The sequence below is a fragment of the Clostridium tarantellae genome (genome assembly GCF_009295725.1).
GTDB classification, from domain to species: Bacteria; Bacillota; Clostridia; order Clostridiales; family Clostridiaceae; genus Sarcina; species Sarcina tarantellae.
On sequence record NZ_WHJC01000046.1, the window covers coordinates 1 to 17,344 of the forward strand.

Consider the following 17,344-nt stretch of genomic DNA (forward strand, 5'->3'; position numbering starts at 1 on the left):
AGATATATTTATATAGATTAATAAGTAGCTAAGAAATATAATAAAAATTATAAAGTTGATAATTGATAATTATTATTATAAAATAAAGTATAAAAATAATATTTTTATATTAAGAAGGAGTAATGTATTAGTATGCATGAAAAAACTAAATACATTATAAAAATTTCAATATTAATTTTTATAATGATTATAGCAACAATTGGTGTATTTTATAATAGAAATAATTTAAAGACTACTTTAGATAAAAATGATTTAATTATTGGAATGGAACTTAAATTTCCACCTTTTGAAACAGTTGATTCTAAAGGTAATCCTTTAGGGGTTTCTGTTGAATTGGCAAAAGCTATAGGAGAAAAATTAGGAAAAAAAGTAGAAATAAAAAATATAGATTATTCAAGTTTAATACCAGCATTACAAAGTAAAAATATAGATTTAATAATTTCTTCTATGAGTATAACTGAGGAAAGACTTAAAAGTATAGATTTTAGTGACGAATATGCTAAATCAGATTTAGCATTAGTAATCAATAATTCAAAAACCATAAATAATTTTAAAGAACTAAATAATTCTAAATATATTATAGCAGCAAAACAAGGAACAGCTGGTTCTTTATGGGTGAAACAAAATTTACCTAAAGCTAAATTGAAAGATTTTACAGAGGTTTCAGCTGCTATGTTAGATGTTAATAATGGAAATAGTAGTGCTTTTATTTATGATCCATTAAGTCTTATAGAAGGAAGTAAAAATTTAAGTAATATAAAGTTATTATTAAATCCATTACCTAATGTAAAAGGATGGGCAATAGGTATGAGAAAAGGAGATGAGCGATTAAAATATAAAATAAATGAAGCTTTAAAAAGCTTAAAAGAAGAAGGGTTCTTTGAAAAAATAAGAGAAAAATACTTAAAAGATGATGTGGAGAAATATAAATCTTATGGATTAGATTATTTCTTTTAATGGAGGAGTTAATGCAAATAGAGAAATTAAAAAAAATATATAGTGCATTACTTGTTTTTGCATTTTTTTATTTAATTATATTATTTATAATATATAAAAAACATGGACTATTTAATAAAAATAATCCATGTTTAAACTTATAATTTAATAATTTTCTACATAAAATAATGCACAAACCTTTGAACCTGAATGTATACCTACTGCACATCCTACAGTTTGTCTTAAATGTTCAATATCAAATTCATCTAATTGAATTTTTAATCCTTGATATACTTCTTCATTTTCAAATTCCACCAAAATAATCGGTTCTCCTGATTTTCTTTCTACTTCTTTTAAAGTTAAAATCATTTCTTTTATTATTTTTTTACTTCCTCTAACTTTTCCAAGAACATTCATTTCTCCATCTTGTATGTTTAAAAGAAGTTTTATTCCTAAAGCATTTACAAACATAGCCTTTCCTTTAGATAATCTACCACCTCTAACTAAGTTATCTAAACTTTCAAATGCTATAGTACTTTTAACATGTTTTTTATATTCTAAAATTTCTTTTTCAATTTCTTCAAAACTTTTACCTTCTTTAACTAAATTGCAAGCCTTAAGAACTATCATTCCTAATCCTAATGTTACATTATGTGAGTCTATAACAATGATATCTTCACTTTCTAACATTTGTTTTGCAATACATGCTGATTGATATGTTCCACTCATTTTTGAAGATAAATGAATTGATATTATTTTATATCCTTCATCTAAATATTTCTTGTAATTTTCCATAAATCTATTTGGTGTTACTTGTGCAGTTGTAGGTAAACAATTTTCTACTTCTATACGAGTTAACATTTCTGTTAAATTTATTTCCACACCATCTAAATAACTTTCTTCACCAAAGTTTATTAGTACAGGTAATATCTCTATATTATGCTTATCAATTAAATCTCTTGATAAATCACAAGTACTATCTGTAATAATTTTTATCTTACTCAATTATCTTTCCCCCTTATTTCATCTTCGGAAAACCCATTTGTCTTAAAGCTTCATATGCCACTATTGCTGCAGTATTTGAAATATTAAGGCTTCTTGTAGTTGTATTTATCATAGGAACTCTTATTCCAATATGAGCACTATGAACATCCTCTGGAACTCCAGAAGATTCTCTTCCAAACATGATGAAATCTCCTTCCTTATATTCAACTTCATCATGGAAAGATTCTGCATGTGTTGTTGATAAATATATTTTGTTATGTCCATATTTTTTCATAAAATCTTCATAACTTTCATGAATTTCTAAATCTAATTGATTCCAATAATCTAATCCTGCTCTTTTTACTTGCTTATCATCTATTTTAAAACCCATAGGCTTTATTAAATGTAATTTTGAATTTGTAAGAACGCAAGTTCTTGCAATATTTCCTGTATTTTGTGGTATTTCTGGTTGATATAAAACTATATTAAGATTCACTGCTCTTTCCGTTACCAAAATATTCAATAATTTTATTTTTAATATTCTTTGTTTCTGGTAACTTCCTCCTTTTTATTTTTTATATTTTAATTTATTACTTATAACTCTATTTTTAATATTAATTAAATTAAAATTTTTTTTATCAATATAACATATTTATTTTACCTTATATATTAAAAAATTCAAGTTATATTATATCATTAAATACAACTCTATTCACTATAATAATTTTTTTACTTTTAAATTAATATTTTTCAAAACATAAAACAACAAAAATAAAATTTGTTATATAATTACACAAAAGAAGCTGTGGCTAACAAATTAAAATTCATTAGCACGACAGCTTCTTTCTTATTGTGGTGAAACTCTAGATTGTTGATTATTTTCATGTTCTGGTTTAACTTCTGGATTTATTGGTTGTACTGGAGTAGGTGCTGGTGCTGGAACTGGAATAGGTATTGCTTCCATTGCTCCCACTTTTAATACACCATCTGATTTTAAATAATTATCTGTAGCTATAAATTGTTTATCAACTTCTACCCCATTTTTATAAGTAATAAGATAAGAACTTACATTATAACCAGTTATAGGTTTCTTTTCCCACTCTTCTTTACCTTTTGGTAAATTAGGATCATTTACTTTTTTAATACTTGGCTCAATTTTTTTTACGGGCCCAGCTATTAATTCATAAGTTTTTCCATCCATATCTGCTGTATTTCCATAAATATCAAATACTATTTTTCTATCTGGAGTTGTAATTCCCTCTATATAAATTGGAAAATCATAAGTATTTTTAAATTTATAATCTAAGTATCCCCACGCAACAACAGCATCTAATCCTACTGGTGAATAGCTAGTTTTCATACTATGATTACTTCTTTGAACCGATTTAATACCAGCTCTCATCATGGCTCTATAAAGTGCAGTAGAAACTTGACAAATACCTCCACCTATTCCATCTTCAACTTTATCACCAACGAAAGTAGCTGCATTTTTAAATCCTCTAGCAGCAGTTCTTTCTCCTACTATATCATTATAACTAAAAGTTTCTCCTGGCATTAATAAAGTACCATTTATAGCGTTAGTAGCTATTTCTACATTAATTGCTCTATTATTGGTAGAATTATGGGCATAATCTGAAGTAAAACTTGCAATTTTCCCATCAATTTTAGTTAATTGATCTCTATTTATAGATGGCTTTGTTACTTCTATAGGAACAATAACTTCTGTTTTTTTATCTAAACTTCCATTTATAGACTCTTTAATAAGCTTAATCATTTCCTCTTCATTTACTTTTCTACCTTCTTTTCCATCTACTATATCAATATTACCTCCATCAATATTGATAGTTGCATTTTTAGCATCTGCATTAACCATTTCTTTAAATTTATTTTCGTAATCTGCTAATTTTTCTTCATTGTATTTGAATTTTAAAGTAAAATTTTTATTAGAACCACTATTTATAATAGCATTTTGTTCAAATACATTTTTATCCTTACCATAAGCTAATGCTTCATTAACAGCTTCCTCAATATTATATTGTGGTGATAATTCTTCATAACTTATTTTCATTTCCTTATCAGCAGCTTTTACTACTATTTCTTTTTCTAAGACAGCTTTTCCATAGTTATCATGTAATAATTGAACAGCTTCCTCTTTAGTCTTATTAGATAAATCTACGCCTTCAACCATAGTTCCTGGATATATTTTGTCTTGCCATTTACTAACATTATTTTTTATATTTGAATAGTATAGTGCTCCTCCACCAATAACTAGTGCTCCTCCTATTACAACCGATAATATAATTTTGTTAGTTTTACTACTTAAAAATTTGTCACTTCTTTTGTCACTCAACTAAGTTCGCCTCCCTTAATTCATTGAAACTACCTTAAAGCTTAGATTGTTCAAATCCAAACTACAGTACTATTTTAACATATTTTAATGACAAAATAATACTTATAGTTATCATAATTTATATTATAACAAATATTTTTACATAATGAATTACAAAAAAATAAATAGAACCAAGAAATTCTTAGTTCTATTTGTTTTTTTTAATCTAAAATATATTCTGTACGTTGTGCTGAAACATCACCTATTTTGTCAAATGCTTCTATTGTAATCTTAATAGACTTTCCTTTAATAAGATTTAGTGCTTTTTTACTTACAGTAATTCTAGTTGCTTTTGGAGGAGCTGTAGCAACATATTCAGAATTAACAAATAAATTATATCCATCTAAATCAGTTTCTTTATTAGCAGTCCAATATATGTCTATGTTTTTATCTCTATCATATGCATATAACCCTTTAACTATAGCAGGGGGCATTAACTCATCAAGACTATTAGGTCCCCAATTTAAATCTAAAGGATTATCAACACCATCTATTTTGCCATTTTCAGTGTATTGCCACATAGTCCAACGGGTCCATCCACCTGCATTAGGAGGTATTCTAGGATTTGTTGGTATTTTTGTGTATAATGCAATCCATAATGGCATTTTGCTTAAAGGATATCCTCTTCCTGGAACCTTAAAATTATTATAAAATTGTATAAAAAATAGTCCTGTATATAGCATTAGTTTTCTTCGAGTTTTTTTCTCAAAAGTTTTTTTAAATCTTTCTACCCATGCAATTAATTGTGTAGTAGTTAAAGATTTATCTACTGGAGTTTCTACATCAACTACTGGAAATAAATCTCCAAAATCTTTTTTTCCAAATCCTTGTTCTAATGCATTAGCAAAATCAATTGCTTGCACATCTGCTGCTTCTAAACTTGTAGTGGGTAAAGCATAATGATATCCTCCACAAGGTATTCCGTATAACCTACATTGTTTTGCAAATTCTATAAATTTTTTATCAAGTCTAAACTTTCCTGACCCTGAACCTGAAGTCCTTAGATAAATAAAATCTGAATTTTTAGCTAAAAGTTTAAAGTTTACATTTTGACTATATTCATTTAAATCTGGTCCAAAAGTACTTAATGGACTTTTATCTTGCATAAACACACTCACCTATAAATTTACTATACTATATAAAATATAAATTCATAGTAAAAGATGTTACTAAAAATTATCTTTTTTCCTCTAATGAATATTTTATAATTAAATCTAATAATTCACTAAAATTTATATCTATTCCTAAAGCACTTTTAGGAAATAAACTGTTTTTTGTCATTCCTGGGAGTGTATTCACTTCTAAAACATAAGGCACATTATTTTTTACTAACATATCTATTCTAGAATAAACACTACATTTTAATAACTTATAGGTATCTAATGCCATTTTCTCTACTTCTTTATGTAAATCATCATTTAACTTAACTATAAATTCATCTGCTCCACCATCTTCATATTTTGATTCTATATCAAAAAATTTACCCTTTGGTTTAATTGCTAGTACTGGTAACATCTTATTATTTAATATAGGACAAGTTATTTCATCCCCTTGAATATATTCTTCTACCATAACTTCATTATCATATTCTAAAGCATCTTTTACAGCCTTTTCAATTTCTTCTTTTCTTTCTACAAAAGTAGTGGCAACAGATGAACCTCCACTATTAGGTTTAACAAATACAGGATATCCAAGTTCCTGTATTTTACTATAATTAATTTCTTCTATTGAAGTTACAGTGAGCCATTTAGCCGTTCTTACTCCACCCCAAGCTAAAATTCTTTTAGTCATATCTTTATCCATACATAATCCACTACTTAAAGGTCCACACCCTGAATATGGTATATCTAATGTCTGTAAAACTGCTTGAACATTACCATCTTCTCCAAATTTACCATGTAATGCTAATAAAGCAAAATCTATATCTTTAACTTTTTTTATTATATCTTCTTTTTCATTTAATACTATTGGTATTATCTCATATTTATTTTTATCTAAGTTTTCTACCACCGATTTTCCGCTCTGTAAAGATATTTCTCTTTCAGATGAAATACCACCCATTATAACTCCGACTTTCATCTTTTACCTCCAAAATTAAATACTTTTATTTTACTAATTAATTATATACTTTTATTTTAAATTTGTTAATTTATATTTTAGTAAATATCATATATATCTGCAAATTCTATTGATATTTTCTCCACAGTAGGTTTATAATTTATATCTATTTTATTTTCAGTAGTCCCTTTCCAGTTTACATTAGGTAATTTCACTATAAATTCCGAACCTTTTTTCACCTTTAAATTTAAGTATACTTGTCCTCCACTAAGTTCTATTATTGATTTAACTAATGCTAATCCTATACCACTTCCCTCTTGATTTCTATTTAAAGATTTATCTGTTTGCATAAATCTTTCAAAAATAAAATCTTTCATATGTGATGGTACACCTATACCATCATCCTTTACCATAATTTTTACATATTCATTTTCTAAGGATACATAAACGAATATATTACCATATTCAGGAGTGAATTTTACTGCATTAGATAACAAATTCAAAATTACTCTTTCTATTTTTTCAGGATCACATTTTATTTCTAACTCTTCTATTTCAGTATCAAATATTATATTTATATGTTTAGACTCAACATACGGAATTACTGAATCAGTTATATTTTCTACTAAGCTAACTATATCATAATTTTGAAAATCCATTTTCATAAATCCTGAATCTATTTTAGTTATATCGATAAGATTATTAACTAATCTTAACATTCTAAAACAATTTTGTTTCATAGTTTTTTCATATTTTATGTAACATTTATTAAAAGAATTTTGATCTTTTTCTTTTTGTAAATTTAATAATTGTAAACAAGAATATATAATATTTATAGGTGTTCTAAGTTCATGTGATAAATTTGCAAAAAATTCATTTTTTATTTTTTCATATTCTTTTGCTTCTTTATATCTTAATCTTAATTGTTCTACTTCTTCTCTATAAGTAATATCTCTGGAAACAATAACCTTTTCAATACTATCTCCATTAACTATATCGCTAACCATAGATTCAACCATTAGTTTTTGTCCGTTTTTTTTCCTTATACTATGTTTAACAAAACAATCATTAGTATTTTCTATATCATTTTTAGAAAATATTAATTTACAACAATTTTTTCCAAGCAATCCTTCATCTAAATAACCTAAAACTTTTAAGGCTGCATTATTAGCATATGTTATGTTATTTTCATTATCTATAGTTATTATTAAATCTTTTATATTTTCATTAATTAATCTTAATTTTTCTTCATTAATTTTCATTTCTTCGCTTATTCTATGTGCATCTGTTATATCAAAGAATATAACAGCAATGTTCCAATTATTATTTTCTTCTTTTATTTTATGTATATAAACATCTATTACTCTTTCTTCATTTATAGGAAAGATATATCCACTCCAAGCATTATTAATCATAACCTCATTCATTATTTTATTATAAGTTTCTTTAACTACTGTACTTTTAAAATATTCACCTAATTCATAATAATCAACTTTTTTAGAACCACAATAAATTCCTTCTCTAGCTTTTTTATTAGCATATATTAATTCAAGATTAGAATTATAAATTAATAAATTACTATAACAATTTTGCTCACTCATAGAATAAAATATGTTAAGTTCTCTTTGTAGTCTTTCACTTTCTTTCACTTTTCTTATCATTTCTATAAATATGCCCAATATTATTACTAAAAACCCCAAAAAAACCAATGTATTGTTAATAAATTCTACTAAATCATTCCCTTTTTCTATATACTTAAAACTATATATTCTTTTTATTATAAAGATAGCTATGCTTGCTATTATTGCTGTATATACTGGCTCTTTTTTATCTAAACTTTTTTTTGCTAGTAAAATTAGCATTAATATGTTATATAAAATTATAACTATATTTATTGAATCTAATGTTCTTATATTAAATGTATAATTAAGCTTAATATAAATATCTAAATCTACTAATATTTTTGTTATTATTATATTAACTATTGAAACTGAAATTTTATGATTTATTATAAATTTAGTTAATTTATTTTTTTTTATTCCTATTAATGTTATATAAATACTTCTAAATATGTAAGGAAGAATTAGATAATATAAGGTTAAATTAAAACCTCTTGGCAATTTCATTAATATTATATTTATATAATAATATTCAAATGCAAAGCTTGTATACATTAAAGTTATAAGAAAAAATTCATCTTTTTTGTATGTATAAAAATAAAGCCAACAACTAATAATTGCTAAAATTGATAAAATTAAATTACTTTGTTCTGTAAATAAAGTTTTATTATAGGTTATATTATTAATATCAATTCTATTAATATATGTACTTGGTATAACTAAAATCATAGCTATTACAGCAATTGATATTAACATTATTTTAATAATCTTAGAAATATTTTTACTTTTTTTACTCTTGATAAACTCTTTCATCCTTTAATACTCCTTTTAATTTATTTTAGCCAAAAGAAGTAAGTAATTACAAATTATCCTATTTTCTAATTAACTTATGCATGTTTATTATTAATTCTCTTGCTGCTTATATTTTACAACAAAATTCCAAAAAAACAAAATAACATGACTGTTAAATATTTTAGCAGTCATGTTATTTTGCTTTTATTTAATTTTTAATATATTTTTATAATATTTACATTGATTATTTATTACACAAAGCTCACACTTTGGATTTCTTGCAATACAACATCTTCGTCCATGAAAAATCAAAAGATGATGAACTAAAGACCATTCTTTTTTAGGAAACTCCTTCTGAAGTTGTTTTTCAATCTCTAAAACATTTTCTGAATTTGCTAACCCAATTCTATTAGAAACTCTAAAAACATGAGTATCCACTGCAATAGAAGGTACTCCAAAAGCATTTGACAATACAACATTAGCAGTTTTCCTACCTGCTCCAGCTAATGAACAAATTTCTTCCATAGTTTTAGGAACTTCTCCATTAAATTTTTCTTTTAATTGATTGCACATAATTAATAAATTTCTAGCTTTATTTCTATATAATCCTATAGTTTTTATTCTTTGTTCTAACTCTTCTTGACTTAAAGTTAAAAAATCATCTAAACTAGGATACTCCTTAAATAAACTTTCCGTAACTTCATTTACCTTCTTATCAGTAGTTTGAGCTGATAAGATAGTAGCAACCAATAATTGAAAAGGGGTTTTATAGTTTAACTCACACTTTGCATTTGGATATTCTTGTTTTAAAAGTTCTAATACTTTTTTAGTCTTTTGTTTCATAAATATCACCTCTAAATATTTCTCAAATACTATTAAGAATAAACACCTCTATAAGACTTTGGAAGAAGGTTAGCTATACTTTTCATTAAATATGTTAAAGCTCTTTCATCATAAGTTTGTTTATCTTCATCCTTTTCTTTAGGTGGTAATGTTATGGGTTTGCCTATTTTAAAATTAACTTCTGAGTTATGAAATTTTTCAGCTCCCATATTTTTATCATTAATTGGCATAAGTTTTTCCGTTCCTGTCATAGCAAAAGGAACAATTTTTGCCTTAGTCAACCTAGCAATTAATAGTACTCCTTTTTTACCCTCTATCATTTTTCCTGTTCTACTTCTAGTTCCTTCAGGAAATATAACTATACTGTTTCCAGCTTTCATTTCTTTAACTATTTTATTTAAAGATTGTCTATCCGCTGAATTTGGAGTTATATTTATAGTTTTAACCAATCTTGTTCCTAAACTAGTTAATGATTTATCATTTAATTTTACTCCTGCAATAAAATAAGGATCATAGTACTTTTGTAACACTTTATTTGCAATAAGTCCATCTGAATTACTTAAATGATTTCCTATAAATATAAATGGACCCTTCTCACTTTTTAATTCCTCTAATCCTTCAACCTTTAAATCAGCATATTTATCAAGCAACCCGTTTACTAATTTCCCCGCTAGTGGCATAAATATACTATCTGGCAATTTAATCAACGCATTTGCAGCTATACGAGCAAACATCTAATTTCCTCCTGTCTTAAGTGAATATATATTATTATACTTCATAAATTTTTAAAAGTCTAATTTGAAAACTTTTAAGTTGTTCTGATGAAAGGCTGTATAAAGATATATCTTTTTTTTCAAATAAAGCTCTTCTAATCATAGCATTCCTTATTAAAGTATTTTTTCCTCTCCATCCACATGATGTCTGTTTAAAAGTTTCCTTAAATTCTTTATTATTTAATGATAATATTTTTTCTGTTAAAGTTTCATTAGTAAATTCTAAGGGATTAAATTCTTCTATATTTGAAAATTTTATTTTTCTATTATAAGGACAGCAACTTTGACAAGTATCGCATCCAAAAATTCTTCCATTAATTAGAGTTAAAAAATCAGTTTCTATTTCTTTTTTTTGGGTAATGTACGACATGCATATATTACAATTTTTAATATTTTTATTTATTGCTTTAGTTGGACATTCTTTATAGCAAATATTACACTTGCCACACTCTAAAAATTTATTAATATTATTTAAATTTCTCTCAGTAACTACATTAATATCTAAATCAGTTATTATTTCACCTAGAAAAACATAAGAACCATAATCTTTAGTAATTAGCATATTATTTTTCCCAATAAATCCAATACCACTTAAATACGCAATATATCTTTCAGGTAAAGTATTACTATCAACAAAATATTTTGCTTCACCACCTAAAGTTTTTATATACTCACAAATCTTATTTAAATATGTACTAACCACATAATGATAATCCTTCCCTCTAGTATATAAAGAAAAACCATTATCTTTATATATTACATTATGGAAATATGGGAAAGCTATAGATATTATAGTTTTCCCAGTACTCATATAATGATTTGGATTTATTCGCTTTTCTATATCTTTTTCTTCAAATTCATTTTCTATACCTTTTTCTTTTCTCTCTTTATAAAAATTATAAAGTTCATCAAATCTTCTACACCTAATAAATCCCACCAACTCTAATCCTTGTAATTTGCAATACTCTAATATTTTATACTTTAAATCCATACTTTAACCTCTATATAATCATATTATTATATTTCCTTTGCTTCTCCATTAACATCTTTTATTTTTATTTATAGCTGGAATACCAACAGCAGTACATCCCTTTGGAACATCTTTTAAAACAACTGAATTAGCTCCTATCTTTGAATCATCTCCAATATTTATTGGTCCTAAAACCTTAGCACCACACCCTATTATAACATTACTTCCTACTGTAGGATGACGTTTCCCTTTATCTTTTCCCGTGCCTCCTAAAGTAACACCATGATATATAGTAACATAATCTCCAATCTCTGCTGTTTCTCCAATTACTACACCCATACCATGATCTATAAAAAGTCCTTTACCTATTTTTGCACCTGGATGTATTTCTATTCCAGTAAAAAACCTAGATAATTGAGAAATTGCCCTTGCAATAAACTTAAATTTTTTTTTGTAAAACCAGTGAGCAATTCTATGATTAAATAAGGCATGTATAGATGGATAAAGTAAAAACACTTCAATGGCATTTCTAGAAGCTGGATCATTTTTTAATACACTTTTTATATCATTTTTTATATTATTAAACACTAAATCTCCCCCTATATTTAAATTTAATGATATAGTCCTAACGAAAAATATTTTTCTCCTCCATCTGGTGCTATGGCTAATACTTTTTTATTATGCCCTAAAACTTTAGCTATTTTTAAAGCTGCAAATAATGCCGCTCCTGAAGAAATTCCTATTAATATACCTTCACTTTTTGCATATGCTCTTGCCATATTAAATGCTTCTTCATCTTTAACTTGAATAATATCATCTATTAAATTTTCATTATATATTTTAGGTATAAATCCCGCTCCTATGCCTTGAATACTATGTGCCCCTGGTACCTTTCCTGATAATACTGAGGATTTTTTAGGCTCTACTGCAATAATTTTAACTTCTTTTTTTAATTCTTTTAATTTTCTCCCTACTCCAGTAATAGTCCCTCCTGTTCCAACACCTGCTACTAAAACATCTATATCTGGAATATCTTTTAATATTTCTTCAGCTGTAGTAGTATAATGCTTCTCTGCATTAGCTTCGTTACTAAATTGCTGTGGTATAAAATACCCCTTAATTTCTGCTATTTCTTCTGCTTTCTCAATAGCACCTTTCATTCCTTTTTTACCTTCCGTAAGAATTAATTCTGCATCATAAGCTTTTATAGCCATTTTTCTTTCTTCACTCATAGTATCTGGCATTACTATTATTACTTTATAACCTTTTAATTTTCCAATCATAGCAAGTGCTATTCCGGTATTTCCACTAGTAGGCTCTATTATAGTTCCTCCTTTTTTTAAAAAACCTAACTCTTCAGCTTTTTCTATCATTCCTAAAGCTGCTCTATCTTTTACACTACCTGCTGGATTAAATTTTTCTAATTTTAAATAAACATCTGCATAATTATCATTAACTAAATTATTTACTTTTAATATTGGAGTATTACCTATCAACTCTAAAACATTATTAAATAACATTTAAACTCCTCCTTAAATTAATTATATTTAAATATATACTCTAATTCTGTTTTTGTTATTATTTAAATTTATAAATAAAAAACACCTCATCTCCAAAATTAAGAGACGAAGTGTATATCCGCGGTTCCACTCTAATTAGATATGATTATAAAACATATCTCACTTTAAGTACTTAAATTATACTATATGGCTATAACGGGCCATACCGAAACATCCTACTTATATTCAGACTATTGCTCCAAAGTGCACTTCTTATAAATTCAATGTGAAGATTTTCCACCAATGATCTTCTCTCTAAAACAATCCTTTATAATACTTTACTTTTTCATAGCATTTATTCCGAGTATTTTGATATGATTTATCTTATATTTAATTATATGCAAAATATTTTCATTGTCAAGTTGTCTTAATTAGCTTTTTTAAATTTTCTTTTCCAATTATTAGGGAGTAATTCATCCATTATATCATGAATAAGTACAATTCCTAATAATTTTTCTTCATAATCTACTACAGGTATTGATAATAAATCATATTTAGTAGCTTTTTCTACTGCATCCTCTATGTTACTGTCATGTTTAACACTAATAGCTGACGTATGCATTATTTCTTTTAATTTAGTATCTACATGGTTAAGTATTAAATCTCTTAATGTTACAACACCTTTTAATCTATTATCCTCATCAGTTATATATATATAATACATAACCTCTTCATCAGCTTCTAAATCTCTTAACAATTCTATAGTCTCACCTACAGTTACATCTAAATTAAAAGAAATAAAGTCTTTATTCATTATACTACCTACAGACTCTTCTTCATAGGATAATAATTCTTTTACTTCCTCTGCATCTTCTTTTTCAAGTGAAATAAGAATTTTCTCTCTTTCTTCATCACTAAGCTCATCTAAAATATCTGCAATTTCATCGTTAGGTATGTTTTCAAATAAATCTGCTGTTTTAGATTGTGAAAATTCTCTTATTATAGAGCTTTGAACCTCTGGTTCTATTTCTTCTAATGTATCTGCTGCTAAATCTTCATCTAAACTTTCAAAAACTTTTTTTCTGCTTGTATCATCAAGTTCTTCTAATATATCCGCTAAATCTGCTGGATGCATTGTTTGAAGTTTTTTATATGGAATTGCTATTTTTAAATTATCATTTACCATTTCTAAAGATTCAACATCATCCCACATTAATACTTTTTCTTCAAACTTTTTAGAAAACAGCTTACAAATAAACTTGCCTAATTTTCGAAGTCCTTTCCTTCTAAACTTAACCAAATTACCTGTTTCAACAGCTATTACTCTGTATTCTCCTGCTCTTTCAACAATTCTTAAATCATCTACTCTAACTACTTTTCTCCCATTTATATCAACAATTTTTCTATCTAATAAATTTTGAGATAATAAATAAGTATAATTTCTTGGAAGTATTTCTCTAGTGCCTTTTGTTTGGATTCTTACAGTTCCATTATCTTTTTCATAAAACTCAATGTTACGAAATTCATAGTCAGATATTCCACTATCTGTTTTAACCTTATATCCTATTATTCTTGGATAACCCTCACCAGTTGTAACATATACATCCTTTAATGTACCTATAACTTCATCAAATTCATCATAAATCTTTCTTCCTAGTATGCTACTAAAAAGAAATATAGTTAACTTATTCATATACTTCTCCTCCTAATATGTGCAAAGAGAAGTGTTATGTTTACATACTTAAAATATAATAATAAGTTAAACTCCGTTAAAATATTCTGTGTTTATTTAACACTTATATTTTTAAATTCTAAATATACAAATCACAACAATAAAAAAGCGATACGCTAAATAAAAAGCATCCCTTCTCTTTACAATTAAATTATTTTGTTTTAAAATCAAGCTTCTCCTCTGAGGGACACCCTCCATTTAGTTTCACCACCTTTTTAAAAAATACTTGCAAAATTTTCACTAATTTCTCACTAATTTATTATATTATATGTTCATTAAAATGCAACTAAATTAATGTTATTTATCTTTATTATAACAAATTTTTTTATTTAATTTATATATTTAAAGAATTTATTAAATTAAATTTTGACATCATTACTTTACTGTGATAAAGTATTAAATGTGTAAATCAGAAAATTAAACACTAAAAAATTAAATTATATTAGGAGAATTCATTATGAAAAAATCTTATTTTAAATTTTTATATTTGTTAATATGCATTTTTATACTATCTTTCTCTTTTATAAGTTGTTCATCTAATAAAGAAAATAATACTTTCATCATAGGATTAGATGATACTTTTGTACCTATGGGTTTTAGAGATGAAAAAAATAATATTGTTGGTTTCGATGTAGATTTAGCAAAAGAAGCTTTGTACAGATTAGGTTTTAAAGTAGAATTTCAACCAATTGACTGGTCAATGAAAGAAACCGAATTAAGTAATTATAACATAGATGCTATATGGAATGGTTATACTTTAACTAAAGAACGTGAAAAAAAAATTTCCTTTACTAAGCCTTACTTAAAAAATAAACAAGTTATAATTACTTTAAAATCATCTTCTATTAAAAATAAAGAAGATTTAAAAGGTAAAAAAGTATCTACTCAAAATGGTTCTAGTTCTTTAGACGCATTAGAAAAGCATAGAAATTTACTTAATAATTTTTATTCTGGAAATCCTATTTTATTTGATACTTTTAATGAAGCATTTATGGATTTAGAATCTGGTAGAACTGATGCTTTAGTTGTTGATGAGGTCTTAGCTAGATATTACATTCAAAAAAGAGGATTTGAAAAATTTAAAGTTCTTAATGATAATTTTGGAAATGAAGAATATAGTGTGGGATTAAGAAAAGAAGATTCTAATTTATTAAAAAAATTAAATAATACTTTAGAAGAAATGAAAAAAGACGGAACCATAAGTAAAATAAGTACAAAATGGTTTGGAAAAGATATAACTAAGTAAAGGGGAGATTATTTTTGAATTATATAAACTTATTATTACCTTCTATATTAGAAGGACTTGAAGTAACATTATCTGTATTTTTTTTAACCCTAATATTATCTATTCCTTTAGGAATATTAGTTGCATTAGTTAAACTTAGTAAAATAAAACCTTTAAACTATTTAACTAATATTTATATATGGATTATGAGGGGAACTCCTCTATTACTTCAATTAATTGTAATATTCTTTGGTTTACCTTTAATAGGTATAATATTCAATAGATTTGAAGCTGCTATAGTAGCTTTTGTTCTAAATTATACAGCTTATTTTGCAGAAATATTTAGAAGTGGTATTAAAGATATTGATAAAGGTCAGTTTGAAGCAGCTGAAATATTAGGATTTTCAAAATGGTATACTTTTAAAAAAATAATATTACCACAAACCACAAAAAAAATATTACCATCTATCGCTAACGAAGTTATAACTTTAATAAAAGATACTTCTTTAGTTTATGTAGTAGGTCTTGGTGAACTTTTAAGAGCTGGAAAAATAGCAAGTAATCGTGATGCTTCTTTAATGCCCTTATTTATAGTAGGAGCTATATACTTAATATTAATAGCAATACTTACTCAAATTTTCTTAAGACTAGAAAAAAAATATTCTTACTATAGATAATAAAGGAGGAATTGCAATGATAGAAATAATAAATGTAAGTAAAAAATTTGATTCTCTTCAAGCATTAAATAATATTTCATTTAATATAAAAAAAGGAGAAATTGTAAGTATTATTGGAACATCCGGTGCTGGTAAAACAACTTTATTAAGAATAATTAATGGATTAGAAAAATGTAATTCTGGTTCTATTTCTATAGATAATATAAATCTTTTTAATGATTCAAATTATTGTTCTAAAAAAGATTTAAAAAATATACATAAAAAATTAAGTTGTGTTTTTCAAAACTTTAATCTTTTTCCTCATATGACTGTTTTAGAAAATATAATGGAAGCACCCATTAATGTATTAAAAATGCCTAAGGAAGATTCTTATAAAAAAGCTATAGACATTTTAACTTCTTTATCTTTAGAAGATAAAGAAAATAATTTTCCTTTTCAATTGTCTGGTGGTCAAAAACAAAGAGTTGCTATTGCCAGAGCATTAATGATTAATCCAAATTATATATGCTTTGATGAACCTACTTCTGCTCTTGATCCACGTCTTACAGATGAAGTAGGTAGTATAATAAAAGATTTATCTTTTAATGAACTAGGTATATTTATAATAACTCATGATATTAACTTTGCTAAAAAATTCTCCACAAAAATAATACAATTAGAAAAAGGAGAAATTGTTAATACATTCAATAAAAGTCAATTCGAAAAATTAATTTTATAATAAATAAGGGGCTGTCGCATTAGCGGATAAAAAAATCCGCTAGCGATAGCTCCTTTTCTATATTTTTTAAAATAATTTTATATATTTCAACTATAGTTAAAATATATCTAAAAATAGACGCACTCAAAT

The 17,344-nt window shown here is 25.6% G+C and carries 16 protein-coding genes and 1 other annotated feature; of the genes, 4 read left to right on the forward strand and 12 right to left on the reverse strand.

Features of this window, described 5'->3' with window-relative positions:
* Positions 1-132 precede the first annotated feature (132 nt).
* Complete coding sequence (locus tag GBZ86_RS05325) at positions 133-957, forward strand: transporter substrate-binding domain-containing protein (protein WP_152888477.1); 825 nt, start codon at positions 133-135, stop codon at positions 955-957.
* A gap of 144 nt (positions 958-1,101) precedes the next feature.
* On the opposite strand, the gene GBZ86_RS05330 is transcribed toward GBZ86_RS05325, so the two are convergent.
* From GBZ86_RS05330 to GBZ86_RS05385, 12 genes are all read right to left on the reverse strand, one after another.
* Complete coding sequence (locus tag GBZ86_RS05330; RefSeq protein WP_152888479.1) at positions 1,102-1,941, reverse strand: DegV family protein; 840 nt, start codon at positions 1,939-1,941, stop codon at positions 1,102-1,104.
* 13 nt (positions 1,942-1,954) lie between these two features.
* Complete coding sequence (locus tag GBZ86_RS05335; RefSeq protein ID WP_327444194.1) at positions 1,955-2,416, reverse strand: tRNA (cytidine(34)-2'-O)-methyltransferase; 462 nt, start codon at positions 2,414-2,416, stop codon at positions 1,955-1,957.
* Between the two features lie 351 nt (positions 2,417-2,767).
* The gene (locus GBZ86_RS05340; RefSeq protein WP_152888481.1) at positions 2,768-4,270 is read right to left on the reverse strand and encodes a VanW family protein; all 1,503 of its coding nucleotides are present in this window, start codon (positions 4,268-4,270) and stop codon (positions 2,768-2,770) included.
* A 200-nt stretch (positions 4,271-4,470) separates the two neighbouring features.
* A complete protein-coding gene (locus tag GBZ86_RS05345; RefSeq protein WP_152888483.1) occupies positions 4,471-5,415 on the reverse strand; it encodes a glycoside hydrolase family 25 protein in 945 nt (314 codons plus the stop codon).
* Between the two features lie 70 nt (positions 5,416-5,485).
* Positions 5,486-6,388, reverse strand: coding sequence for a D-alanine--D-alanine ligase (locus tag GBZ86_RS05350; RefSeq protein ID WP_152888485.1), 903 nt, complete (start codon positions 6,386-6,388; stop codon positions 5,486-5,488).
* 77 nt (positions 6,389-6,465) lie between these two features.
* Positions 6,466-8,799, reverse strand: a complete 2,334-nt coding sequence (locus GBZ86_RS05355) for a sensor histidine kinase (protein ID WP_152888487.1) — start codon at positions 8,797-8,799, stop codon at positions 6,466-6,468.
* A 183-nt stretch (positions 8,800-8,982) separates the two neighbouring features.
* Positions 8,983-9,621 (reverse strand): endonuclease III, encoded by a 639-nt coding sequence (nth, locus tag GBZ86_RS05360; RefSeq protein ID WP_152888489.1) that lies wholly within the window; start codon positions 9,619-9,621, stop codon positions 8,983-8,985.
* 32 nt (positions 9,622-9,653) lie between these two features.
* Positions 9,654-10,355: a lysophospholipid acyltransferase family protein gene (locus GBZ86_RS05365; RefSeq protein WP_152888491.1), complete on the reverse strand. Its 702-nt coding sequence runs from the start codon at positions 10,353-10,355 to the stop codon at positions 9,654-9,656.
* 34 nt (positions 10,356-10,389) lie between these two features.
* Complete coding sequence (gene queG, locus GBZ86_RS05370) at positions 10,390-11,385, reverse strand: tRNA epoxyqueuosine(34) reductase QueG (protein ID WP_152888493.1); 996 nt, start codon at positions 11,383-11,385, stop codon at positions 10,390-10,392.
* A gap of 48 nt (positions 11,386-11,433) precedes the next feature.
* Entirely contained in the window at positions 11,434-11,952 is a 519-nt protein-coding gene (epsC, locus tag GBZ86_RS05375) for a serine O-acetyltransferase EpsC (RefSeq protein ID WP_327444200.1), read from the reverse strand.
* 23 nt (positions 11,953-11,975) lie between these two features.
* Positions 11,976-12,884, reverse strand: a complete 909-nt coding sequence (cysK, locus tag GBZ86_RS05380; RefSeq protein WP_152888495.1) for a cysteine synthase A — start codon at positions 12,882-12,884, stop codon at positions 11,976-11,978.
* Between the two features lie 98 nt (positions 12,885-12,982).
* Positions 12,983-13,222, reverse strand: a binding site (T-box leader).
* A gap of 68 nt (positions 13,223-13,290) precedes the next feature.
* Entirely contained in the window at positions 13,291-14,556 is a 1,266-nt protein-coding gene (locus tag GBZ86_RS05385; RefSeq protein WP_152888497.1) for a magnesium transporter, read from the reverse strand.
* Positions 14,557-15,052: 496 nt separating this feature from the next.
* Here GBZ86_RS05385 and GBZ86_RS05390 point away from each other — a divergent pair, with 496 nt between their 5' ends.
* From GBZ86_RS05390 to GBZ86_RS05400, 3 genes are read left to right on the forward strand one after another with little or no spacing between them, the layout of a single operon-like run.
* On the forward strand, positions 15,053-15,841 hold the full coding sequence (locus tag GBZ86_RS05390; RefSeq protein ID WP_152888498.1) for an amino acid ABC transporter substrate-binding protein: 789 nt from the start codon (positions 15,053-15,055) through the stop codon (positions 15,839-15,841).
* Positions 15,842-15,855: 14 nt separating this feature from the next.
* Positions 15,856-16,497 (forward strand): amino acid ABC transporter permease, encoded by a 642-nt coding sequence (locus tag GBZ86_RS05395; protein WP_152888500.1) that lies wholly within the window; start codon positions 15,856-15,858, stop codon positions 16,495-16,497.
* Positions 16,498-16,513: 16 nt separating this feature from the next.
* Entirely contained in the window at positions 16,514-17,215 is a 702-nt protein-coding gene (locus GBZ86_RS05400) for an amino acid ABC transporter ATP-binding protein (protein WP_152888502.1), read from the forward strand.
* The last annotated feature ends 129 nt before the right edge of the window (positions 17,216-17,344 follow it).

Excerpts from the sequence above, each read along its gene's own strand:
- GBZ86_RS05325 (WP_152888477.1), top strand. The coding sequence starts at position 133 with ATGCATGAAAAAACTAAATACATTATAAAAATTTCAATATTAATTTTT.
- GBZ86_RS05345 (WP_152888483.1), bottom strand. The coding sequence starts at position 5,415 with ATGCAAGATAAAAGTCCATTAAGTACTTTTGGACCAGATTTAAATGAA.
- GBZ86_RS05350 (WP_152888485.1), bottom strand. The coding sequence starts at position 6,388 with ATGAAAGTCGGAGTTATAATGGGTGGTATTTCATCTGAAAGAGAAATA.
- GBZ86_RS05355 (WP_152888487.1), bottom strand. The coding sequence starts at position 8,799 with ATGAAAGAGTTTATCAAGAGTAAAAAAAGTAAAAATATTTCTAAGATT.
- nth (WP_152888489.1), bottom strand. The coding sequence starts at position 9,621 with ATGAAACAAAAGACTAAAAAAGTATTAGAACTTTTAAAACAAGAATAT.
- GBZ86_RS05365 (WP_152888491.1), bottom strand. The coding sequence starts at position 10,355 with ATGTTTGCTCGTATAGCTGCAAATGCGTTGATTAAATTGCCAGATAGT.
- queG (WP_152888493.1), bottom strand. The coding sequence starts at position 11,385 with ATGGATTTAAAGTATAAAATATTAGAGTATTGCAAATTACAAGGATTA.
- cysK (WP_152888495.1), bottom strand. The coding sequence starts at position 12,884 with ATGTTATTTAATAATGTTTTAGAGTTGATAGGTAATACTCCAATATTA.
- GBZ86_RS05385 (WP_152888497.1), bottom strand. The coding sequence starts at position 14,556 with ATGAATAAGTTAACTATATTTCTTTTTAGTAGCATACTAGGAAGAAAG.
- GBZ86_RS05390 (WP_152888498.1), top strand. The coding sequence starts at position 15,053 with ATGAAAAAATCTTATTTTAAATTTTTATATTTGTTAATATGCATTTTT.
- GBZ86_RS05400 (WP_152888502.1), top strand. The coding sequence starts at position 16,514 with ATGATAGAAATAATAAATGTAAGTAAAAAATTTGATTCTCTTCAAGCA.